Origin of the sequence: Halopseudomonas pachastrellae (assembly GCF_900114765.1) — a bacterium.
Classification (GTDB): Bacteria; Pseudomonadota; Gammaproteobacteria; order Pseudomonadales; family Pseudomonadaceae; genus Halopseudomonas; species Halopseudomonas pachastrellae.
The window spans coordinates 14,789-37,005 of sequence record NZ_FOUD01000021.1 but is presented as its reverse complement, the minus strand read 5'-3'; the positions used below and the strand labels follow the sequence as shown (position 1 = coordinate 37,005).

20 protein-coding genes are annotated in these 22,217 nt (G+C 60.2%); 5 read left to right on the top strand and 15 right to left on the bottom strand.

The features are described from left to right. Positions 1-53: 53 nt before the first annotated feature. From BM116_RS15750 to BM116_RS15695, 13 genes are all read right to left on the bottom strand, one after another. Positions 54-995: a FecR domain-containing protein gene (locus tag BM116_RS15750; protein ID WP_083726334.1), complete on the bottom strand. Its 942-nt coding sequence runs from the start codon at positions 993-995 to the stop codon at positions 54-56. 2 nt (positions 996-997) lie between these two features. Next, positions 998-1,513, bottom strand: a complete 516-nt coding sequence (locus BM116_RS15745; RefSeq protein ID WP_083726336.1) for a sigma-70 family RNA polymerase sigma factor — start codon at positions 1,511-1,513, stop codon at positions 998-1,000. 178 nt (positions 1,514-1,691) lie between these two features. After that, complete coding sequence (locus BM116_RS15740; protein ID WP_083726338.1) at positions 1,692-2,051, bottom strand: GFA family protein; 360 nt, start codon at positions 2,049-2,051, stop codon at positions 1,692-1,694. 72 nt (positions 2,052-2,123) lie between these two features. Further along, the gene (locus BM116_RS15735) at positions 2,124-2,432 is read right to left on the bottom strand and encodes a hypothetical protein (protein WP_083726340.1); all 309 of its coding nucleotides are present in this window, start codon (positions 2,430-2,432) and stop codon (positions 2,124-2,126) included. Between the two features lie 84 nt (positions 2,433-2,516). After that, positions 2,517-3,077: a LysE family transporter gene (locus BM116_RS15730; RefSeq protein WP_268874576.1), complete on the bottom strand. Its 561-nt coding sequence runs from the start codon at positions 3,075-3,077 to the stop codon at positions 2,517-2,519. 6 nt (positions 3,078-3,083) lie between these two features. Next, positions 3,084-3,239, bottom strand: coding sequence for a LysE family transporter (locus BM116_RS18995; RefSeq protein ID WP_211276265.1), 156 nt, complete (start codon positions 3,237-3,239; stop codon positions 3,084-3,086). 136 nt (positions 3,240-3,375) lie between these two features. Next, positions 3,376-3,807 carry a hypothetical protein gene (locus BM116_RS15725; protein WP_328586212.1) on the bottom strand — a complete coding sequence of 144 codons (432 nt, stop codon included), beginning with the start codon at positions 3,805-3,807 and terminating at the stop codon, positions 3,376-3,378. A 184-nt stretch (positions 3,808-3,991) separates the two neighbouring features. Continuing rightward, the gene (gene panB / locus BM116_RS15720) at positions 3,992-4,777 is read right to left on the bottom strand and encodes a 3-methyl-2-oxobutanoate hydroxymethyltransferase (protein WP_083726398.1); all 786 of its coding nucleotides are present in this window, start codon (positions 4,775-4,777) and stop codon (positions 3,992-3,994) included. A gap of 243 nt (positions 4,778-5,020) precedes the next feature. Next, the gene (locus tag BM116_RS15715) at positions 5,021-6,358 is read right to left on the bottom strand and encodes a ferredoxin reductase family protein (protein WP_083726342.1); all 1,338 of its coding nucleotides are present in this window, start codon (positions 6,356-6,358) and stop codon (positions 5,021-5,023) included. 113 nt (positions 6,359-6,471) lie between these two features. Then, complete coding sequence (locus BM116_RS15710; RefSeq protein WP_083726344.1) at positions 6,472-8,178, bottom strand: sensor domain-containing diguanylate cyclase; 1,707 nt, start codon at positions 8,176-8,178, stop codon at positions 6,472-6,474. Positions 8,179-8,263: 85 nt separating this feature from the next. Further along, positions 8,264-8,980 (bottom strand): DUF4336 domain-containing protein, encoded by a 717-nt coding sequence (locus BM116_RS15705; protein ID WP_235846780.1) that lies wholly within the window; start codon positions 8,978-8,980, stop codon positions 8,264-8,266. Positions 8,981-8,985: 5 nt separating this feature from the next. Next, positions 8,986-9,570, bottom strand: coding sequence for a DUF6151 family protein (locus tag BM116_RS15700; protein ID WP_083726348.1), 585 nt, complete (start codon positions 9,568-9,570; stop codon positions 8,986-8,988). Between the two features lie 72 nt (positions 9,571-9,642). After that, positions 9,643-11,721 carry a putative bifunctional diguanylate cyclase/phosphodiesterase gene (locus tag BM116_RS15695; RefSeq protein ID WP_083726350.1) on the bottom strand — a complete coding sequence of 693 codons (2,079 nt, stop codon included), beginning with the start codon at positions 11,719-11,721 and terminating at the stop codon, positions 9,643-9,645. A gap of 234 nt (positions 11,722-11,955) precedes the next feature. On the opposite strand from BM116_RS15695, the gene BM116_RS15690 reads away from it, so the two are divergent. Next, complete coding sequence (locus BM116_RS15690) at positions 11,956-14,202, top strand: ATPase, T2SS/T4P/T4SS family (RefSeq protein WP_083726352.1); 2,247 nt, start codon at positions 11,956-11,958, stop codon at positions 14,200-14,202. A gap of 11 nt (positions 14,203-14,213) precedes the next feature. Further along, entirely contained in the window at positions 14,214-15,302 is a 1,089-nt protein-coding gene (locus tag BM116_RS15685; RefSeq protein WP_083726354.1) for an ATP-binding protein, read from the top strand. Positions 15,303-15,308: 6 nt separating this feature from the next. On the opposite strand, the gene BM116_RS15680 is transcribed toward BM116_RS15685, so the two are convergent. Then, positions 15,309-16,580: an APC family permease gene (locus BM116_RS15680; protein ID WP_083726356.1), complete on the bottom strand. Its 1,272-nt coding sequence runs from the start codon at positions 16,578-16,580 to the stop codon at positions 15,309-15,311. Between the two features lie 83 nt (positions 16,581-16,663). Then, complete coding sequence (gene rimO / locus BM116_RS15675; protein ID WP_083726358.1) at positions 16,664-17,995, bottom strand: 30S ribosomal protein S12 methylthiotransferase RimO; 1,332 nt, start codon at positions 17,993-17,995, stop codon at positions 16,664-16,666. 200 nt (positions 17,996-18,195) lie between these two features. Here rimO and BM116_RS15670 point away from each other — a divergent pair, with 200 nt between their 5' ends. The 3 genes from BM116_RS15670 to BM116_RS15660 all read left to right on the top strand — a co-directional run bounded on the left by BM116_RS15670 (position 18,196) and on the right by BM116_RS15660 (position 22,217). Next, on the top strand, positions 18,196-18,708 hold the full coding sequence (locus BM116_RS15670) for a sigma-70 family RNA polymerase sigma factor (protein WP_083726400.1): 513 nt from the start codon (positions 18,196-18,198) through the stop codon (positions 18,706-18,708). Beyond that, entirely contained in the window at positions 18,687-19,682 is a 996-nt protein-coding gene (locus tag BM116_RS15665; RefSeq protein WP_083726360.1) for a FecR domain-containing protein, read from the top strand. The genes BM116_RS15670 and BM116_RS15665 overlap by 22 nt, the downstream gene beginning before the upstream one ends. Positions 19,683-19,769: 87 nt before the next feature. Next, entirely contained in the window at positions 19,770-22,217 is a 2,448-nt protein-coding gene (locus BM116_RS15660; protein WP_090475253.1) for a TonB-dependent siderophore receptor, read from the top strand.

Genomic DNA, 22,217 nt, shown 5'->3' with positions numbered 1-22,217 from the left:
ATACCGAACGAGACTCCAAACCCCGACAAAAAAATTTGATGACGGCCGCTCTCTTACGCAGGCACCACACGGACCCACCAGCGGGCGCGACGGATGACGCGCACGGGAAGTATTCCGGTAAGGTCATCGAGCAGCAGCTCTGGCTGGTCGAGCTGGAACACGGCGGATAACCGCAGCGACGCGATCGCAGGATCGCAGCCCAGCAGGCCTTGGCGATAACGTGCCAGCTCGTCAACGAAGTCGCTCAGCGCAATGTTGTCGACTACCAACATGCCTCGGGTCCAGCTGTCCGGGCTAATCGCTGAGTGCACTTCGTGAATGCCTTTTGCGCTCAACAACACCGTTTCCCCAGCGCTGGCACGACGTTGCTGGTTTACCGCAGCTATCTCGACATCACCCTGCAGTACGCTGACCAGGGTGCCGCCTTGCTGCTCGCGGACGCTGAAACGGGCGCCCTCGCTTTGACAGACTCCAAGTGCGCAGTACAACCGCAGTGGCTGGCGACTTTGCAGGCTGTCTATGAGTACCTCTCCGCGACGCAGGTATAGATTGGTCATCCCCTGAAGCTGCTCGACGTCGAGCGCTGAATCGGTGTTGAGCTTTACCCGTGTGCCGTCTGTAAGCAGTTGCTCGGCCTGCTCGCCAGTGGCCGTCGTCATATCCGCTTGCTTACCTAGGTGCTGGCTGGCGAGCCAACTGGCAGGGGTGCCAACCGCGATTGCAACTGCCAGCATCTTGATGGTGCGCCTGCGATCGACATCGCAATGGGCGTCGTGCAGCAACGAGATGCTGACGTCTGCAGAGGGCAGGTGCTGGCGCAATCCTCCGAGTTCCTGTTGCATTCGGCACAAGCGTTGCCAGGCGAGCGCGTGGTCCGGGTGTTCAGCGCACCATTGATCTATGCGTTCGGCCAACTTGCGCGGCTCGGCGGCGGCGCTCAGCTGCAAATGCCAGGCAATGGCGTGTTTTACCGTCTCATCGCCGAGCGGGCGCATGGTCAGCGTTCCTCGTAGCAGGCGCGGTAACACTGCAATAGGGCGGCCGCGACATCACGTTCAATGGTGCGAGTAGACACCTGCAGGCGCGCTGCGATCTCCGGATAACTGAGCCCTGCCAGTTGGTGCAGCAAGAAGGCATTACGGCTACGCGGCTTGAGACCGTCGAGCAAGCGAGCGATGCGTTCAAGACTCTGCATCGTGATCTGCTGTTGCTCTGCCGATGGATAGTACGCCTCAGGGATTTGCGCCAGCGCTTCCAGCCATGCTCGTTCCAGTGCGCTGCGGCGCCAGTGGTCGATGACCAGTCCGCGAGCGATGGTGGACAGCAGGGCGCGGGGTGCCGAGTTCGTAATCGGATCCCGGCGCAGCAGAACCCGCACGAAGGTGTCCTGCGCCAAATCCGCAGCTTGCTGAGGGCAGCCCAGCTTCTGGCGCAGCCAGGTCCGCAGCCAGTTGTTATGGCGAGTGTAGAGCGCTTCAACGCTGACGAACGATGAGGAATCGGGGTATGACATGGCAACCGCTTGCTGAGTGGAACAGTGCGGTGTCAGAAATTAAACGAGAATTATTATCATTGCAACGGATGATTGCATACCACGCCAAAATTCAGCCTGGCATTCGAAACTTGCCTGCCACTCAGGGCTGATGCTGGAAGACTTCTACGCCCTCGGGGATCGGGTACCACTCCTGCTTTTAACTCACCCAGACGTGCCGCGTGGGATTAATGATGCGGGTGTCATCCAGGTTGGATGGTTTGAGTTTGATGATGCCGGGCTGGGCTTTACTGTAATGGTAGATTCGATTGCCACAGGTCGGGCAGAACGCGGCGTCATTGACGTTTCCGCTGTCCGCGACACGACTCCAGCTTGCCAACGGGCCGTTGAAACGGATGTTCTCTTCTTCTACGAACGCGGTGATGCTGAATGCGCTGGTGGAGAGTTTCTGACATTCGCGGCAGTGACAGGCAACAACCGCCTTTGGAGCAGCAAGAAGCTGATAGCTTACGCCGCCACACTGGCAGGAGCCGGAAATGGGGTATTTAACGTCAGCCATGGTCTTATCCTTCAGGCGGATTGGAGGGTCGGTTTTGAGCTGTCGGCATCATGCCTTAATGATCCGGTAGCCTCAGTCAGTGTGCAGATAGCGATTTTTGCGCGCATTGATTGTCACCAACGCAACCCAATACAGCGTCGTTAAACCGGCAGGCAGATAGAACCAGCGTACGTCGTTGATATGCAGCAGAGACAGCACATCAAGCGCCATCGCAATAAGCGTGACCAGATGCAGCGGCCCGGGTACGAACAGGCTGCTGTTGATAATGCGATTTTCCAGCGCGGTGAGGTTGTCGCAATTATTGGCGATGCCGCACGCGGCGAAAAACAGCACCATACAGCCGAACAGCATGAACAAATTGACCAGCAAGGGAATCAGCATAAATGCTCCGTGCGTGCTGAAGGGAAAGGCTAACCATAGGCTACCAGTGCCTTCAGGTTAAGCGCCGAGGTCCTGAAACATGACTCAGACCGCAGCCGGCCACGTTGTGTGCAGCTGTGCTGTTGGGCAGTGCTGCAGGTCAACGAGTGTGCTTTGCGTCGCGACCCTGCCTGCGGAGCTGGTGGTCATCTGCATCAGGTTTTTCAGTGACGACAAGGCCAGCAACAGGAACGCGATGGCGCAAAGGCGATACGTCAGCTTTGTCCAACGCTGACCCGCATTGCGGAATACCCGGTCCACAATGGCTGCGCAGATAACTGACCAGAGCAGGGAAGAGGCCATGAAGCCAGCAAAGAACATCCCGTAATCAGTGAGACTCGGTTCTGCCACGCCAACGGCGCCCATCGCACTGCCGAGCGCAGCCCAGTAAGCGACGTTTTGCGGGTTGGTAATGGACAGCAGCACGCCGGCGCGCAAGGCACGATGCGTATCGGTCGCGCCGTCAGTGGCGCTCACTGTGAATTCTTGGCTGGCCGCGGACCATGAGTCCCAGGATAGCCAGAGCAGATAGGCGACACCGGCTATACCGATGGGCAGTTGCAGCGCCTGCATCTGCAGCAACAGGCCAACACCTGCCAGGCCCAATATGGCTCAGGTTGCATCCCCCACCAAAGAGCCAATCTGAACAGCCAGCGCCGAGCGAAAGCCACCACGAACGCCTTCGCGTACGGTTTCGGCAAAGACGGCGCCGGGCGCTGCGTTGAAGATCAGGCCAAGGGCGGCGGCGGTGAGAAAAAGTGTGAGCATGGAACCCTCCCGGAACAGGAGGGCGCATCATGACATTCGCGGGCGTCGTGCCCAAGGAGGATTTTGCAAAGCAGTATTAACCGGCCGGTGTAGCTGAGGGCAGTCGCGGTGCATACGACTGCCCACCAACGCGCGGTCAGTAGAAATCGTATTTCTGCTCAATCTCGCGCTTGCTGAGGATGTAGGCAGCGCTGTCTATTTCGCCGACGGTGAGCTTGTCGTCGAGCGCTGAGAGTTCGGCATCCATCTCTCTTTTCAGCTTGTGCTTGGTGATGTCGTAGTTGATCGTTTTGGAGCCATCGTAGCCGCTGACCGGGTCCCAAAGAATAGAGAGGGGCCAGAACAGCAGATTGACGAAGCCGTAACCCGGCTCACGGGCGTAAAACGAACCGAAGCCCGGCAGAATCCCCAGAACAGCTCCCGTCGTCGGATTCTTCTCTTCAACCAATACGCCTTGTGCCTGCATGGCGTTGTATTCACGCTCCTGGATGGAGCTGAGACCGGTGGCGCAGCCAGTCATCAGTGATAGTGCGGCGGCAGCTGCCGCAATCTTTCCGTATTTCTTCACGTATGTATCCTTATTGTAGTGCGGCTTCCTTCAAGCCTTATTTCGCCCGACAGGAAGGCATACGTGATGGCACCGTGCCTTCCATGGCGGCGGCGAGATTTTGCGTGTGAGACGTGAGAATGTCCAGCAGGTTGCGCGCTGCCAGGTATTGAAACAGGCGGCGCGCTAGCGCCGCCTGTGGGCCTTAGCGTCGGCCCGTCCCGGTCAGTTGAATGATGTTGTTGGGGAATTCCAGCGATTCGACCTCTGCAGTGAAGTCGCGAGCCACCTTGAGGATGGTGTCGCTGACGTGCGCATATTGCTTGGAGAAGGGCGGCCAGTAGTCGCCTAGTCCGAGCGCGTCATTGATGACCAGCACCTGGCCGTCGCAGTCGGGGCCGGCACCAATGCCGATGGTGGGAATGCTCAGCGCCCGGGTAATCACATCGGCAAGGGCATAGGGGATATGCTCCAGCACGACCATAAACGCGCCTGCGCTCTCAATGCGTTTGGCTTCTTCGAGAATACGCTGGGCGTCGGCGTCGTTGGTGCCGACCTTCTTGAACGATGTCGCGGTCTGCGGCGTCAGGCCGGTGTGGCCGACAACAGGGATGCCATTGGCGACCAGGTGGCGAATGACCTCGTCCTTCGGGCCTTCCAGCTTGATGCTGTTGGCGCCGGCCGCGATCAGGCGTCGGGCGCTGGTCAGGGCGATATGCGGTTCGGCGTCCGTCAGATAGGGTAAGTCGCCAATGATGTGCGTGTTGGGCGCACCTCGGCGAACCGCGCCAATGTGATACTCCATGTGCTCCAGGGTCACATCACGGGTGCTTTCAAACCCCATCTCGACCATACCCACGGTATCGCCGACGAGAATCACCGGAACGCCAGCGGCCTCGATGCCACGGGCGACCGGGCAGGTGTAGGCGGTCAGCATGGTGATTGGCTTTTTGCCTTTGCGGGCAAGAAAATCAGCTTCGTGCAGCGTCATGGTGATGTCTCCCATTTGGGTGGTATCGGGCGCGGGGACATAATGCTGCCGGTACAGCGGGCAGGGCAGCAGGCCGCGCCGAGTGATGGGATACCAGCAAAGGCGAGGGGAGCTCAAGCATCATTTGGCTCAATGATTTATCGTGGCCAGCTTAATATGCCTGCGCTATCCCCACTGACAGGGAGCAACGCGCCATGCCGGTTGAGCCGGCCATGCACTGCGGTCTGGTTGTCGCCGCACGCCTCAGCGCATTTCGAACAACTCCTGATGCACCCGCTGCGCAGGCAAACCCTGCTGAACAAAATCTGCCCGGATAGCCTGCCCGAACGGGGTGGGCCCGCAAAACCAGATGCTCGCCTGCTGCCAGCCGGGCACGGTGCTGCGAATCAGTTCGGGCGTAAGGCGACCGTCGCGCGGGGAGACGCGGATGTGCAGACGAATCCCCGCTGCTGCGGCATCAGCGCTCAACTTGTCGATCGCGGCCTGATCAACCTCGGTCGTGATATGGAAAAAGTCGACATTATGCTCACCACCCTGCTGGGCGAGGTGCTTCATCCGCGCGATAAAGGGTGTGACACCGATGCCTGCGCCAACCCAGATCTGCTGAGGTGTCGGGTCAGAGAAGTCGAAGCGGCCGTAAGGCCCCTCAACCTGCACCTGCATGCCGACCTTGAGCCAATCCTTTAGCTGACGCGTCCAGTCACCCAAGGCTTTGACAACGAAGGTGATCTCCGGGTTGTCGGCAGACCAGGCAGAGGCAATGGTGTAGGGGTGAGCACCTTCGCCCGGCTTGGAGGTGACAAAGGCAAATTGCCCCGGCGCATGGCCGGGCCAGCGAGCGTCCATCGCGATACGGGCTTCGACGACATTTATACCGGGGTAGTGGGTTAGCTCTTCAATCTGGCCTGGATGACGGCGACGGCGCCCAACGCGGCCAAGCAGCACCAGTACCGCCGAGGCGCTGCCTGCCACTACCAATACGGCCATCAGCCAAGCGATGGGTTGGATCCAGTACTCGTACTTGATGAGGATCAGGCTGTGCCAGGCAAGTACCAGATAGGCGATGGCCAGCCAGTTATGGGTTTTGCGGAACCAGCGGTAGGGGACAGCCTTGACCAAGGCTAATACGATCATCGCGGCGGCAGCGTAAAACGCCCATTCGCCCATGGATTCGGCAAGGCCGCGTTGACTGCGAAACCACTGTTCAATGACTGGGAGCACCTGTTCGCTGCCGCCCTGGCGCCGCTCCGGGCGGCTCAGCCAGCCCCAGCCAACCATCCATTTAGTGCCTTGGGCAAACCACCAGGGCAGTGTGCTGACAATCAGCGCACCGATACCCAGCCATTTGTGCAGACGGTACATCTTATCCAGCCCGTCGAGGTGCCCCTCCAGCCAGAGTGGCCGCGTTGCCAGGATCATCGCGGCGCTCATCATTGCCATGGCAATGACCCCCGAGTATTGGACAAATACCGTACGGAAGGCGAAATACGTCAGCGGCTGCGGCAGCAGGGTGTCGGCTGCCAGCCAGGCAGCGGTCACCACCAGAAGCAGCAGCCAAAGTGCAAGCTTGATGCGATTCATGGGAACTCGTTTACATCCTGTAGAGCGCATGGCCCTGAGGGCCTGAGATAGGGCAGTTGATGCTGCGCGATGATCTCACGCAGCAGATCTTGGACGGTTGCACCGACTGCGCGTCAAGCCGCCGCAGCCGCCTCGGAGATGGCAACCCGATTACGCCCGTCTTGCTTGGCTGTGTAGAGCGCCTGATCGGCACGGTCCAATGCAGATTGAATGCTGTCGTGCTCAACGTCGACCAGTGCGACACCGATGCTCAGGGACACATGCGCCGTGTCGCCGTCGCCCATCTGAAAGGCGGTTGTCGCCACTGTCGCACGAATCCGTTCCGCACAGAGCGCCGCCTGCTGCAGATCTGCATCGGGCAAGAGGATAACGAACTCTTCGCCGCCGAAGCGCGCGAGCAGATCGCGACTGCGGCAACAGCTTTTCAGGGTTTGCGCGATACGCACAATGACTCTGTCACCAACCGGATGTCCCCAGGTGTCGTTGACGCGTTTGAAGTGATCGATATCCGCGATCATGACGGCCATGGGGCGCTTTTGCTCACGGCACAAGGCGAGGAGAAACTCCGCCTCGGTAGAGAAGTAACGCCGGTTGTGCAGACTTGTCAGTGGATCAGTGGAGGCCTGCTCCTTCAGCTCCTCCTGCGACGCCCTGATGTCCTCCAGAATCTTGATGCGGTGGGAGATGATAAAGGCCAGCATCAATGCTTCCAGCATGATGCCCAGCCCGGTGCCATGGCTGGCGAGATAGCTGGGCTCGATCAGTCCCTTGTAAAACAGCACTGCCAACGCATTGAAAATAACGAAAAGGGTATGGCCAACCAGAAAATACTTGGCCAGCGGGTGCCCTTTGCGCAGCAGCGATACGCTGACCGACAGGGTAACCGTCATCATGATAAGGGCCATGCTGCTGGCAGGCTTGAGCGCGGCGGATATATCGAACAGCCCCCACACGAACATTGCACACAAGGGGATCAAGACTGCCTGCAGAAAACGATGCTCAATCGGATAGTGCTGACGGGTCTCGAAAATCGCCATCATGAACAGCAGCAGGAATATAGGCATGGTAATCAGCGAGATATTCAGCATGAATAGCTCGTGCCCATAGGCATCGAACAGGCTTGCCACCAGCCCGTAGGACAGGGCAATCCAGACCAGCCCGGAGATCAGGTAGAACGAGTAATAGATGTTCTCGATCTTGCTGGTCGCCAGATACAGCAGCAGGTTATAGAACACCAGTGCGACCATCATGCCGACCAGCAGCGCTATGTCGTTGGCAACCCCAACCAGGGCTTGCCTTGAATGCTCCTGATCAAAAATCTCCAGCGCGAACCATTGGTGCGAGTAGGCGTCACTGCGCACGTACAGTGTGGTGCTGGACTGGGCGGGCAGGGTGATGGGGTAAACCGCACTGCCACGGAACATCAGGCCGCTGGCGTCCACGTCCTCCAGGTCCAGGATGTCGCTGTGCACCAGTTGGCCGTCACGCTCCTGGTAAAACGCGACTGAGCGTACGTGATAGGCATGGGGCAGGTGGACATTGAGCGCCAGCTCCTGGTCAGTTTGATTGTCCAGCGGGATGCGAAACCAGGTGACCCGGGCGTTGGTGCCCAGTGTCGTGGTACTGCTAGTCTCTTTGAAGGATTGCTGGCGTACGTCGTCAAAGCCAAGCGTTTGGCTGTCGTCGATGTAATAGCCGACCTGGAAAGAGGTTAGATTGACCACTGGCGACTGCAGCGCGATGCGCGGTTCGGCCAGGGTCGCACCGCTGAACAAGAGCAGCACAAACATGAATATCGGCAAGGTACGGCTTAGCCCCATTGGTGATCATCCCTGTCTGTCCGGGTAGCCCTTCATGGGCGTTTCACAGACCAGTTTAATGTAGCTGAAAATCTGGACCAAATGTTCAGTTTTTATCGGTATCCTGCCTGTGCGGGATGTCCGGACTGGGCCCCAGCCACGCAAACGCGCGTCGCAAAAAGGCATCGCAGCCCGCCGCGACCAGCATGCCGTGCGCCATGACGATTCGCTCCGGTCGCCAGCAAAGAATCTGCTCCAGGTTGGCCCTGGCTTGCGCACGGTGACGGCGAAAACTGAGGCGCCAATCCAGCGGCATGCCACCCTTGGGCGCAACAATCCCGGCCAGACGCGCCATCACGCGCTTTATCGGTGTGAGCTGCGCCGGATCAAAATTCTCGATCAGGTCAGTGACAATCAGGGTTGCTGAACGGCGATGGAAAAACACGCACTCTGTCATGGCAGGTGAGCCACTGAACAGGCATTGGTCAATCTCTTCGCGCCATGGACCTGCGGTGTCGTCCAGAGTGCCGCGGAAATGCAGGTCGGGGCGTTTGTTCTGCACCTCCTGGGTGCCCCAAAGATCAGCCTCCGGCCAGGCCTGCTGCCAGTCGGCAACAAAGAGGTGGTGCAGATGGTTGGGCGCGATCAGCCAGCGAACATTCCCCAGGGCGTTGACCTGTGTGCGCAGGTCAGCGGTCAGCCTAACCGGGCTATGCACCCAGAGGTCGCAATTTGCCAGACGAATGATGGTCATTCGGGTGCTGTAGGGCAGCGTAAAAAAGAACACAGTGTCGCCGTCTGCCAGCCACAGGTTCGAGCACACTTGCTTCAATGCTCGCCACCACTCTGAGCGTGAATCTCTGGTGTGCAGATCGGCTGGTTTCCGGTAAAGAAGGGGTTGGGCCGGGACTGGCCGGTTAGCTTCCATTGCAGGATCTTGAACAGCAGCTTGCGCACATAGCCCTTGGCGGGTGCAGAGCGCACCAGCTCGCGGGGAATCTCTCCGGTTGCGCCTCCCAAGTTTACCCTGGCACGTATCGGCCCGGTCTTGCCCTCCGCGCCGGGGTCACTGATGAAAGTGTGGATCAGCCCGATCAGGGGCATGCGTGGCGCGAGCGTATTGGCGATGGGCGTGTTGCAGCAGCCCGCGTACCAGCGATACAGCCCCTTTTCACTGAGTCGCAGGCAGCGAACCTGCTCCTGACCACGGTGAATCTGCACTCGTGCTGCCGGCAGCTGGTATATGTCTGTACCGCCATAGGCGTCGAGCGTGGTCTCCGCAACCCCAAGGGCCTGCGCAAAAGCTTGGCAGTCCTTGCAGTAGCACACAACGCGGGTGCCGTGATGAGGGTAAACCTTGATTGCACGGCCGCTGATGGTGCCGCAGCGACAGGCCAGAGCCAGATTGTCCATGTTTATCTCTCCAGCGCCGCTAGCGCAGTAGGTGCCCCCGCAGCGCTATGTCGGGTGGCCCCCGGTTGATTGTCAGCTGATTGCAGCGCCGCGCGGAGCGCTGAGGTACTCGGTAGCCGCAGCAACCTGCATCGGCTTGCTGAACAGGTACCCTTGAAACACGTCGCACTCCATGCCGGTCAGAATCTGCTGCTGTTCTTGCGTTTCTACACCCTCGGCCACGACCCCCAAACCCAGCTTGTGGGCCAATGCAATGATGCCCGCACAGAGGTCCGCTTCGCGCGGATCGCTGGCAATCTGCTGAATGAAGCTGCGGTCCAGCTTGATTTTGTTGACCGGCAAGCGCTTGAGGTAGGCCATTGATGAATAACCGGTACCAAAGTCATCAATCGACAGTGTTACGCCTAAGTCTCGCAGCGCCTGCAGATGCTTGATTGCCTCTTCCGGATCGTTAAGCATCATCGACTCGGTCACCTCCATGTGCAGCATGCCCGGACGTATGCTGTACGCCTTGATCAGCGTAGCAACCCGATCTATCAGCGATGGATGAGATAGCTGCGCCGGCGAGAGATTTACGGCAATCGAGACCAGCATGCCTTCACTGGCCCAGGCCGCCATCTGCCGGCAGGCCTGTTCAATGACCCAGTCGCCCATCTCCACAATCAGCCCCAGCTGCTCGGCGAGCGGAATAAAGCGGTCAGGCGGTATCAGGCCGTGATCCGGCCGGTTCCAACGAATCAGGGCCTCGACACCGGTGATGCGCCCGTCACTGGCGGCGACCTTGGGTTGGTAGTAAAGCTCGAACTGCTGCGCCGTTAATGCGGCACGCAGGTCGTGCTCCAAATCGAGTCGCTCCGTGGCCGCCTTACTAAGCGAGTGGGAATAAAAACTCCAACGATTTCGTCCCTGCTCCTTGGCGTGATACATGGCCGATTCGGCATTGGCGAGCAGGGTCTGCGCCGTGCACCCGTTATCGGAATACAGTCCGATACCCAGGCTGGCGGTAAGATGAAAGGGCTGGTCATTCAGTCGATACGGCTCGTTGAGCAACAGCCTGATACGCTCGGCGAAAACCGCCGCTTCCTCCGGCTCTTTGATTTGCGTGAGCAGCACCACGAAGGTATTGCCGCCGACCCGTGCCAGCTGTCCTTGCAGCCAACTGGCCGTCTCCAGGCGCTGAGCCGCCTGGCGCAGTACGTCATCACCTGCGCTTTGGCCCAGGCTGTTGTTCAGGTACTTGAACTGATCCAGGTTAATAGTGACAAGTGCAGCCTGGTGCTCCGTGTTCGTCGCTATGTACCTGGAAAGCGCCTCTTCGAGCCCGGTGCGATTGAGCAAACCGGTAAGCACGTCCACAGTGCGCGCCTGCTCTGCGTCGCGGCGCAAGGCAAGCAGCTCGGTTATGTCAGACGAAAAACCGATCAGCGCGCGGGGGTGGCCCGGCAGTCGAATAGGCATCTTGATTGACCAAAAGTGGCGCTGCGCACCCGAGCTGTCCACCAGAAGCTCTTCGCACGCGCGGCGCTGCTGAGAATCGAGTACGTCCCGGTCCAGCGTCATAATCCGCCGTGAGACGTCAGGGCCATGCACATCAAGGTCAGTTAAGCCGACAACGTCATCCTGGGTGCGCCCAAAAAGGGATATCACCTGCTGGTTGGCATAGAGGTAGGTGCCGTCGAAGTCTTTCACATAAATGTAAGCATCAACGTTAGCCAGAATGGTGTTGAGCAACTGGTTGTGACGGATCGCGTCCGAGGTGTGGCGAAAGTCGTCACCAAGCTGGGAGGAAATGCCGGTTAAGCCGATGATTTCGTTATGTGGTCCCAGGATCGGCACCTTGATGGTCCAGAACAGACGGGGCTCACTCTCGTGCAGCAACAGAATCTGCTCTTCTTCGTGCAGCTCGGCGCCATGCTCAAGCACTTCGCGGTCGTTGCGAATCAGCGAGTCCGAATGGGCCATATCCATGAAGTCGGCGTCAGTCTTGCCGAGGATATAGTCGAGCGGGCGGCTATAGAGCTCACATATTGCCTTGTTGGCATACAGGTAGGCCCCGTTGCGATCCTTTGCGTAAACATAGGCTCCTACTGAGTCAAACAGGGATCGCAGGGTGGTGCTGGTTGATTCGGTGATACTGCGGTCTACCGCCATTGGCTGTTCCCTACAATTGCCTGGGCCGCGGATTAACTTATGGAATATGACAAAGATCGGCTGCGCGAGCAAAGCCGACTGCAATGATACCGTTTAATTCACGCACTCAATGGGCAGTAAATGTCATTAGATGGTGCGCGCTGGGTGTTTCAGGCAGGCTAATTTTTGATTAGGCACAAGTCGGCGCTGAGGTATGCTGAGAGAAGAACATGATGCTGCTGGCAGGGGGCTATATTGCAGAACAAGGACTGGCAGAATCGCTGCGCCCATGCGCTGGCGACTATTGATCGCAAGGCTTTTATTCTCAGTCACGGACAACGGCGCGTGGCCGGTCGCGGTATCCCTCCGCGCAAGACGGTAGAGCAGATTCTGCAAGCCTGCCGGATCGGTCCCGAATCACGGGTGTTACACCTGGGCTCGGGGTCGGGCTATTTGACCGCGGTATTGGCGGTGCTGGCCAAAGAGGTCATCGCCGTGGAGCGTCTGCAGCCACTGGCCGAATTCTCGCGTACCGCGCTGGCTGCGCAGGGGCTGCACAACGTGACGGTGCGCTGCGGTGATGCTGCAGCGGGCGCCGCCGACCTGGCACCCTTTGACCTGATTGTGGTGTCCACCCCCAAGATCAAGACGCGCGAGCCGCTGTGGGATCAACTGGTCCTGCGCGGGGAGTTTCTGTGCGTCGACATTGGCGAGGCGTCGCGCCAATTGCTGGTCAAGTACATCAACCGGGGCAACAAACGCATTGCGCGCAGCGAGCACGGGTATATCGAGTTTGTTCCGGCTGGCGATGAGATCTACGTTGAGCTGGGCTTTGTCTCGCCAGATATGCTAACGGAGGCCCGCGCCAGAGCAGGCCGCAACCGTACCCTGGTGGTCGATGAAATCGCGCGACTGCAGAACATCGATGCACAAAAGCTGTATCGCGCGCTGGCAGACCAATACGGTTTGCCGCTGCTCAGCGCCAACGAGGTCATGGCGCAGATTGACCCGACGCTGCACGGCAATCTGTCTCGCGCTTATCTGAGTCACGAGCACATCATCCCCATCCATGCCGATAAAACCAGCGTCACCGTCGCCTGCCGGGACCCGAACGCCCCGATGGATGAGGTGCAGCAGTTGTTTCCGGGCCTGAAGATCAACCGTGTACTGGTCACGCCGGTTGATTATCGGCGCATCTGGGGTGCGCTGGAGCGGGGTGAAAAGGGCCTGCAGAGCGCCGACGAGAAAACGAACGCCAAGGCTGCGGATCTGCTGTCGTCTGAAGCGCCGCACAGTGATGCGCGGCTGGTCAACCTGTATGAAGCCTTGCTGCTGGATGCCGTGGCCGATCGCGCCAGTGATATTCACCTGGAGCGCTACGGGGCCAATGTTCGCGTGCGGCTGCGGGTGGATGGCGAACTGCGCGACCTTGATCATTACTACATCACGCCGGCCGAATACGCCGGCCTGATCAACGTCGTTAAGCTGCGTTCCGAGCTGAATATCGCCGAACGTCGCCTGCCCCAGGGCGGCCGCTCGCAGGCCCGCGTGGGTAACACCCGCTATGACCTGCGCGTTCAGGTACAGCCCTCGCTGCATGGCGAGCACGTGGTCATCCGCCTGCTGCCGCAAAACTCGTCGCTGATCAGTATCAAAAAGCTCGGCATGCAGGATCACATTGCCAGCGCCTATCGCCGTTTGCTGCGCAACCCGGCGGGGTTGGTGTTGGTGGTCGGGCCAACGGGCTCTGGCAAAACCACCACGCTGAATGCCGGGCTGCAGCTGCTGGCCGAAGACACCACGCGTAAGGTGATCACGGTCGAAGATCCGATCGAATACTCCATCGACAACATCCAACAGACCCGCGTACGACCCGACATCGGCTTCAGCTTTGCCGATGCCATGCGCTCGTTTGTGCGCCAGGATCCGGATGTGATTCTGGTTGGCGAGATCCGCGATCACGAAACCGCGCAGGAAGCGATCCGTGCTTCCCAGACTGGTCATGTGGTGCTGTCCACCTTGCACTGCAACGATGCGGTTGATGCGGTGCAGCGCCTGTTCGACCTCAACGTTCACCCCAATTCGTTGGCCAGCGAGCTGCTGGCCGTGATCGCCCAGCGCCTGGCCAAGCGCATTTGTGAGCACTGCAAGGTCGAAGACGAGCCCGATCCGGAGATACTCAAAGAGGTATTTCCCAAGGCGCTTCCAAAGGGCTTTCGCTGTTTCCGCGGCAAAGGCTGCGCCCAGTGCAACGGCACCGGCACCAAAGGCCGAGTCGGGGTTATCGAGTATCTGCAGTTCAACGGAGAGCTGCGCAACGCAGTGTCGCGCCATACCCCGGTCGGTGAGCTGCGGGCGTTGGCATTGGATTCGGGCCTGTACACCATGCGCGACAGCGCGTTGGATCATGTCATTCAGGGCAATATCCCGCTCAGCGAGCTGCCGCGGATTCTGCCGCAAGAACGCATGGCGCCGGAGAAACGCGGTCAATGGAAGGCTTGAGGAGCATGGACATGAAAGACAAGGCCATCCAGCGGCCAGCCGCAGAAGATCGCTTTCACGAGCAGTTGGTAAAACTTCAACAGTGGGATGAGGGGCCGGTGCCACCGGGTTGGCTGCTGTCACCCACGGCCATCGAGCACTTTGTGCTGGGTAACGAGGCGCTCGGTATCGAACGCAAGTTTGTCGCGCCGCGTGAGCTGGTCAGCCGGGTCATCGTTTCATTGGCGACCAACCGTGGTGCCATGCTCATCGGCGAGCCCGGTACCGCCAAGTCGTGGTTATCCGAGCTGATTGCCTGTGGTGTGTCAGGGCAATCGCGGCTGACCATTCAGGGCGGAACCATTTCGCACTACCGCCAACTGATCTATGACTGGAACACCAGCCTGCTCGAAAAACTGGGACCATGCCGCGAGGCGCTGATTCCGGGAGCGTTGTTCATCGGGATGGAGCTGGGCAAGCTGGTACGCTTCGAGGAACTGGCCCGCTGCCCGCAGCTGGTACAGGACGCGCTGTTGTCGATTCTGTCCGAGCGTCAACTGCAGATACCTGAACTGCAGGGCGAGGACGGCGTGCTCTATGCCCGCGAAGGCTTCAACGTCATCGCTACGTCCAACTCGCTCGACCGTGGCCTGTTCGACATGAGCGCGGCGCTGAAACGCCGGCTTAACTTTGAAACCATCGAGCCTATCGACGATCTGGATGCCGAACTGGACATTGTGCTGCGCGAATCCAGCCTGTTGGCGCAGCAGTCAGGTGTGGAGATGGCGGCTGATCCGGTGATTCTGGACATGCTGGTGACGGTGTTTCACGAATTGCGTAACGGCCAAACGCTCAGCGGCCGCAGCACCGACCGGCTGGCCGCCGCCGTGATGTCGACTGCAGAAGCGGTCGCGGTGGCTCATGCGCTGATGGTGTACGCCTGGTATTACCGCGGCGGCAAGATGGCGCCGGAGGACCTGCTGCATTTCATCATCGGCGCAGCGCTGAAAGACAACCCGCAAGACCGCCGCCGGGTACGTCATTACTTCGATACCGAAGTCAGCGGCAAGCAGGGCGCGCACTGGCAGCAACTGTATGAACAGCGGCATTTGCTGGATTGAGGCTGATCAGGGCTGACGGGTACCCAGTTTGCGTAGCAGCAACGGGCGCCCGAACAGCGCGATCAGTACCAGTACGCCCAGAAACACTAGTGCCAGCGGGTCGCTTTGCAGTAGTTGAACGACCAGCGCAACGCAGGCGAGGGCGCCCGTCGCTGCGCCGAAACCAGTGATCAATCGGTGTCCTGCACGCAGGCGAAATGCCAAGGTGCAGACGACGGCGAAGGTAAACAGGAAGGTCAGGCTGGCCGCTTCAACCAGCGCAATCAGCGAGCCGGTGGCGACCAGCACGGCGGCGATCACGCCCAAACCGATAACGGCTCGATCCGGCGCGCCTTGCCGGTTGTGATGATCAACCGCAGCAGGGAGTTCGCCATCCAGCGCGACGCGGTGTGTTAACCGCGCAGTGGCAAATAGCGTGGCGTTGATCGCCGACCCGGTCGAGAAGGCAGCCGCAATGGTAACTAGCACGAGCCCGACGGTGCCAAAGGCCTTTTCACCGGCGATGGCCAACGCGACTTCTTTGTGCAGGATGACATGATCTGCACCAATCAGCATGGTGGTGCCGAGCGCCACCATCACGTAAATCAGAATAACCACGATGATCGCCGACAGCACCGCACGTGGCAGGGTGCGTTTGGGGTTGTCGATGTCTTCGTAGTCGTAGGTGAGCAGCTGAAACCCCTCGTACGCCATGAACACCGAGGCCGCGCCGAACAGGGCCGCAATTAGACTGGCGTCGGGTACGCCTTGACTCAAGGCAGGTGGGTTCCAGTGAATCAGCCCCCAACTAGCCAGCCCAAGCAACGCCACAACCTTGAACCACACCAGCAAAATCTCGACGCCACCAGTCACCCCAACGCCACGCAGATTAGGCAGGATGAACAGCGCGATAATGGCGATGCCGGTGACACGCGGCACCCACGGGCCAAGCCCGATGACGTGGCCGAGGTATTCGCCAAAGGTCACCGCGTACACGGCATTGGTCAGCACGTAGCCAACGATCAACACCCACGCCAGGGTACCGGCAAAGTTGCGCTGGTTTACTGCTAACAGGAAGGTAAACGCGCCGCCACCGCGATTGCAATGGGCAGCCAGTTTGACGTAGCTGTACCCGGCGGCCAGGGCGATCAGCCCGGCAGCGACAAAACTCAACCACGCCAACGATCCGGCGATGCCGACCACAACACCCAGCGTTGAGAAAATACCCCCGCCAATCATGCCGCCGACCGCCATTGCCCAGGTTGCGTTGAAACCGAGTTTTCCGGGTGTCGTGCTCATGACTGCCTCCGTGTCGGCATGAGAAGGGAGAAAAGAGGGAGAAACGGTCACCGCGCAGCGCGAGGTGATCGTTCAGGGCCGGCTCAGGCCAGCTGGGCCCAGAGGTCGTACTCGTCGGCGTCGGTCACGACGACGGTGACGATATCGCCCGGTTTGAGGTCTTCGTCGGTATCGAGGTAGACGTTGCCGTCGATTTCCGGCGCGTCGGCCATTGAGCGGCCGATCGGGCCTTCTTCGTCCACTTCGTCGATGATGACCTGGATGGTCTTGCCGATTTTCTGCTGCAGGCGCGCAGTGGAAATCGCTTGCTGGTGCGCCATAAAGCGCTCCCAACGGTCCTGCTGGACGTCTTCCGGAATCGGCTCAAGACCGAGATCGTTGGCAGGCGCGCCCTCGACTGGCGAGTACTTGAAGCAGCCCACGCGGTCGAGCTGCGCTTCAGTCAGCCAATCGAGCAGGTACTGGAAGTCTTCTTCGGTTTCGCCCGGGAAGCCGACGATAAAGGTCGAGCGAATGGTCAGCTCTGGGCAGATCTCGCGCCACTTCTTGATGCGTGCGAGGGTCTTGTCTTCAAACGCCGGGCGCTTCATGGCCTTGAGCACGGTCGGGCTGGCGTGCTGGAAGGGGATATCCAGGTACGGCAGGATTTTGCCTTCGGCCATCAGCGGGATGAGTTGGTCCACGTGCGGGTAGGGGTAGACGTAGTGCAGGCGAACCCACACGCCCAGCTCGCTCAGTGCCTCGCACATTTCGGTCATGCGCGACTTCACCGGACGGCCGTTCCAGAAGCCAGTGCGGTACTTGATGTCGACGCCGTAGGCGCTGGTGTCCTGGGAGATGACCAGTACTTCCTTCACGCCAGCCTTGGCCAGGCGCTCGGCTTCGCTCAGCACGTCACCGACCGGGCGGCTGACCAGCTTGCCGCGCATGGACGGAATGATGCAGAAGCTGCAGCTGTGGTTGCAGCCTTCGGAAATCTTCAGGTAAGCGTAGTGGCGCGGCGTGAGCTTGACGCCCTGCGGCGGCACCAGATCGATAAGCGGGTTGTGGTCCTGCTTCGGCGGGACAACTTCGTGCACTGCGTTAACCACCTGCTCGTACTGCTGCGGACCGGTCACGGCCAACACGCTTGGGTGTACGTCACGGATCGCGCTTTCTTCAACGCCCATGCAGCCGGTGACGATGACGCGGCCGTTCTCGGCGATGGCTTCGCCAATGGCGTCCAGCGATTCAGCCTTGGCGGTATCGATAAAACCGCAGGTATTGACCACCACCACGTCAGCGTCTTCGTAGGTGGGTACCACCTGATAACCTTCGGTGCGCAGCTGAGTCAGAATGCGCTCGGAATCGACCAATGCCTTCGGGCAGCCGAGTGAAACAAAGCCAACTTTTGGGGCGTTGGACGGGGTGGACATCAGGAACCTCACGGAGAGCGGTGGCATGGACTGCCATTCTTTGGAAGCCGCGTATTTTATCCGCCAGCCGGGCGAGCTGCCAGCTCTGCGCAGCGTATCAGCCGTAGTAACCGACGGATTGCACAACCAGCCGTTGCATCCGTTTGCAAGCACCCCTACAATGAGAATTATTCGCATCTATACCAAAGGGATGAAGTGGCATGACGGTGGGAGATCAGGCAAGGGAGGAGTGCGGCGCACTCTACGCAGAGCACCACCGCTGGCTGCTCGGCTGGCTGCGTCAGCGCCTGGGTTGCCTGCATGATGCGGCGGACCTGGCACAGGATACCTTTATCCGCGTGCTAACCGCGCGTGACGCCGTCAGTGTTGAGCCGATTCACGAGCCCAGAGCGTTTTTGCGTACCGTAGCCGGGCGCTTGCTGTCCAATCACTTGCGCCGGCGATCCCTTGAGCTGGCCTGGCAGCAAACCCTGGCGAACCTGCCCGAGCCAGAGGTGCCGTCACCGGAAGTACAGGCGGTGCTGCTGCAAACCCTGCATGAAATTGATGCGCTGCTGGACGGGTTGCCTGCCCGCGCGCGCCGGGTGTTCCTGCTCGCCCAACTCGAAGGATTGACCTATGCACAGATCGCCGAGCAATTCGGCGTCAGTGTGCGCACCATCAAACGCGACATGGCGGAGGCCTTTGAGCAATGCATACTGCTGACCCCCTGACATCCGTCCACCAGCGCGAGACACTGGACCGCGCTGTTATTCGCGAAGCGGCCCAATGGCTGGTGCGCTGGCATGAGTCCGCACAGGACCCGCACTTGGCCGAACAACTGGCCCACTGGCGGGCTCGCAGCGAGCAACACGAACAGGCCTGGCGCCGCGCGTTGCAGGTGAACGACAAGTTTGGCCTCGTGCCGCCGCAGTTAGGGATGTCGGTGCTGAACGAGCGTACCGAGCTGTCGCGCCGCCGTGCGATCAAGTCGCTTGTACTGCTGATGACAGTAATACCGGCCGGCGTGGCGGGTTACCAGGTGATGCCCTGGCGCGAATGGCAGGCCGATTACGCCACCCGCACCGGCCAGCAACGCAGCCTGACCCTGAACGACGGCACTGAACTGACCCTCAATACCGATACCGCACTGGATGTGCGATACGACCGTAGCCAGCGGCTGATTCGTCTGCATCGCGGCGAATTGCTGATCGATACCGGCGCCGATCCGGCGCAGTCTCCCGGTCAGCACCGGCCGCTGCGGGTACTGACTCGGCACGGTGGCGTTCAGGCCCCGGGCACCCGCTTTGTCGTACGCCAGCAACGCGAGCACACGCTGGTGCAGGTATTTGCCGGCGCGGTCGAGATCGAGCCGCGCAGCAGTGCGCGCAGGCCGCTGATCCAGGCTGGTCAGCAATTGCGCTTCGACAGCCATGGAGCGGGCTTGCCACAACCGGTGGATCCACGCGGCGCTGACTGGGCAGACGGTGTGCTGGTGGCAGATCGTTTGCCGCTTGGTCGCTTTCTGGCGGAGTTGGGGCGCTATCGCACAGGGCTGGTGCGCTGCGACGAGCATATTGCGAGCCTGCCGGTCAGTGGTGCCTTCCAGCTGAACAACACCGATCAGGTCCTGGCCAGCCTTGCTTACAGCCTGCCGGTCAAGGTGGTCTATCGCACGCGTTACTGGGTGTCCGTCACCGCGGTCTGAGTTTTTTCATCCGGGCTGTCCCCTTTGGGCGGCTCGCGTGTCTTCTACAGGGACAATCATTCGCTTCGCTTGAAAGGAGTCCTTGAGATGGCAGGCTTTTCCTTATCCGCCGCTCGCATGCAGCGCGCCCGAATTGCACCGCTGGCTCTGGCCATTGGCCTGAGCAGCGTCGCTGCGCCTCTGGTACAGGCGGCTGACGCTGGTGCACCGATTACACAGCATTACCAGGTGCCAGCCGGTGATCTCGCTGGCGCGTTGACCGGCTTCGCCCGCCAGGCCGGCGTCAGCGTGCAGTTTGATGCCGCGCAACTGGCCAATCTGCGCGCGCCGCAGATTGCCGGCGAGTACAGCGTTGCCGCTGGTTTTGCCCTGCTACTTAGCGGCACCGGCCTGCAGGCCGTCGAGCAGGGGCAGGGTGTGTATATCGTTGTTCCGGCTGATAGCGGCGCTGACAGCGCCATGCTTGGCGTACTGCTGGTGACGGGTGAACGGGTAGCTGCAGACCCCACCGCCCCGGTCGGTGGCGTAGTGGCGCGCAGCAGCCTGAGCGCGACCAAAACCGGAACCGACCTGCTGGCCACGCCGCAGGCTGTCAGTGTGGTGACCCGCGAAGAGATTGAGGCGCGCGGCGCCGGTGATCTGGCCCAAGCCCTGCAATACACGCCGGGAGTGGTCAGCCAGTATGGCAATACCGACATGCGCCACGACTGGTTTATGGTGCGTGGCTTCAACCCGGGGCGTTTCATGGACGGCCTGCGCCTGCCCTTTGGTGTGCTGGGCTACGCTCAGCCTCGTATCGACCCTTTTCTGCTTGAGCGGGTAGAGGTGCTCAAGGGGCCGGGCTCGGTGCTTTATGGCCAGTCCACGCCGGGCGGCCTGCTGAACATGGTCAGTAAACGCCCGACCGAGCGCACGCAAGGCGAAGTGCACGTTGAGTACGGCAGTCATGAGCACCGCGAGGCTGGACTGGACCTGGGCGGCCCACTGGATGAGCAGGGGCGGGTGCGCTATCGCATGGTCGCGCTGCTGCGTAATGCCGACTCTCAGGTCGACCATGTCGGTGAAGAACGTCAGCTGCTGGCTCCCTCGCTATCCCTGCAGCTGGGTGAGAATACCGAGCTGACCCTGCTGGCGCACTATCAAAAGATCGATGCCGACGGTGGTGGAGCACCGCCCGCGTTGCCGGCCCAAGGCACCCTCTACGGCGGCGCGCCCTGGGGCAAGCTGGGCCCTGATACCTTTATCGGCGAGCCCGGTTACGACCAATTCACCAACGAACAGATGTTTCTGGGCTATGAACTTGAACACCGCCTGAACGAGGTGTGGACGCTGCGGCAGAATCTGCGTCTGGCCCGGGTCGATACCGACACTCAGCGGGTGCAGGGCGCCGCGCTGGCGGGCAACGACTTGGTGCGCTATGCCTGGGCCTTCCCGGAAGACTCTGACTCGCTGACACTGGATAACCAGGCGCTGGCCAGCTTCAGGCTGGGGCAGGCCGACCACAAGGTACTGCTGGGGCTGGACTACCAACTGGAGCGGGGCACCTATGATGAGCACTTTGATGGACTCAACGTCAGCCCCATCGATCTCGGCACGCTTGCCTATACCGGCGATGCGGTAAAACCGCCGCTAACCACACGGCGCGAACAGGACCGCTACCAGGTCGGCGCCTACCTGCAGGATGAGATTGCCATCAACGGCTTTACCCTGCACCTGGCCGGCCGCTATGACCTGGCGGACGCCGACAATACAACCCGCAATATCGTTGCCGGCAGCAAAACCAGTGTTGATCAGCGCGACGAAGCGTTCAGCGGGCGTATTGGTCTGGTGTACGAGTTTGATAACGGGCTGGCACCCTACGTCAGCTACAGCGAGTCATTTCTGCCAACCAGTGGCACCGATGCCGGCGGCAACGCACTGGAGCCGACCGAGGGCAAACAGTATGAGCTTGGCCTGCGCTTTCAGCCGCTGGATGGCAACAGTCTGTGGACACTCTCTGCCTATGAGCTGACCCAGCAGAATGTGTTGACCCGCGACCTGCTGACCAACGAGCGCTCACAGACCGGCGAGGTACGCATGCGCGGCGTGGAGCTGGAGGCCAAGGTGGAGCTGACCCAGGGTTTGCAGGCGTTGGCCTCCTATACCCTTGCCGACAGCGAGATCACCCGTGACGGCAACCCCGCCATTAAAGGTAACGAGCAACCCTTCGTGCCCAACAAGCAAGGCAGCCTCTGGTTGGCCTACGGCGTAGAGCAGGGTCTGCTGCGTGGCCTTGGCCTGGGTGGCGGCGCGCGTTACATCGGCGAGTCTTACGGCGAAACCGCCAATCTCTATGAGACCGACAGCGTGACGCTGTTTGATGCCAGTGTGAGCTACGATGTGGCCAAAGCGATGGGCTCAGACAATGGCGTGACACTGCAGCTGAGCGCCAACAACCTGACTGACCGGGAATACATCTCAACCTGCATCTCGGCGTTGGGCTGTTATTGGGGGGAGGGGCGTAGCGTGACCGGCTCGGTGACCTATAACTGGTAA

Bases quoted from the DNA above. Each gene is read 5' to 3' on its own strand.
- BM116_RS15715 (WP_083726342.1), bottom strand. From the start codon at position 6,358: ATGAATCGCATCAAGCTTGCACTTTGGCTGCTGCTTCTGGTGGTGACC.
- panB (WP_083726398.1), bottom strand. From the start codon at position 4,777: ATGACGCTGCACGAAGCTGATTTTCTTGCCCGCAAAGGCAAAAAGCCA.
- BM116_RS15670 (WP_083726400.1), top strand. From the start codon at position 18,196: ATGACGGTGGGAGATCAGGCAAGGGAGGAGTGCGGCGCACTCTACGCA.
- BM116_RS15695 (WP_083726350.1), bottom strand. From the start codon at position 11,721: ATGGCGGTAGACCGCAGTATCACCGAATCAACCAGCACCACCCTGCGA.
- BM116_RS15700 (WP_083726348.1), bottom strand. From the start codon at position 9,570: ATGGACAATCTGGCTCTGGCCTGTCGCTGCGGCACCATCAGCGGCCGT.
- BM116_RS15710 (WP_083726344.1), bottom strand. From the start codon at position 8,178: ATGGGGCTAAGCCGTACCTTGCCGATATTCATGTTTGTGCTGCTCTTG.
- rimO (WP_083726358.1), bottom strand. From the start codon at position 17,995: ATGTCCACCCCGTCCAACGCCCCAAAAGTTGGCTTTGTTTCACTCGGC.
- BM116_RS15665 (WP_083726360.1), top strand. From the start codon at position 18,687: ATGCATACTGCTGACCCCCTGACATCCGTCCACCAGCGCGAGACACTG.
- BM116_RS18995 (WP_211276265.1), bottom strand. From the start codon at position 3,239: ATGCTCACACTTTTTCTCACCGCCGCCGCCCTTGGCCTGATCTTCAAC.
- BM116_RS15660 (WP_090475253.1), top strand. From the start codon at position 19,770: ATGGCAGGCTTTTCCTTATCCGCCGCTCGCATGCAGCGCGCCCGAATT.
- BM116_RS15745 (WP_083726336.1), bottom strand. From the start codon at position 1,513: ATGTCATACCCCGATTCCTCATCGTTCGTCAGCGTTGAAGCGCTCTAC.
- BM116_RS15680 (WP_083726356.1), bottom strand. From the start codon at position 16,580: ATGAGCACGACACCCGGAAAACTCGGTTTCAACGCAACCTGGGCAATG.
- BM116_RS15750 (WP_083726334.1), bottom strand. From the start codon at position 995: ATGCGCCCGCTCGGCGATGAGACGGTAAAACACGCCATTGCCTGGCAT.
- BM116_RS15735 (WP_083726340.1), bottom strand. From the start codon at position 2,432: ATGCTGATTCCCTTGCTGGTCAATTTGTTCATGCTGTTCGGCTGTATG.
- BM116_RS15740 (WP_083726338.1), bottom strand. From the start codon at position 2,051: ATGGCTGACGTTAAATACCCCATTTCCGGCTCCTGCCAGTGTGGCGGC.
- BM116_RS15685 (WP_083726354.1), top strand. From the start codon at position 14,214: ATGAAAGACAAGGCCATCCAGCGGCCAGCCGCAGAAGATCGCTTTCAC.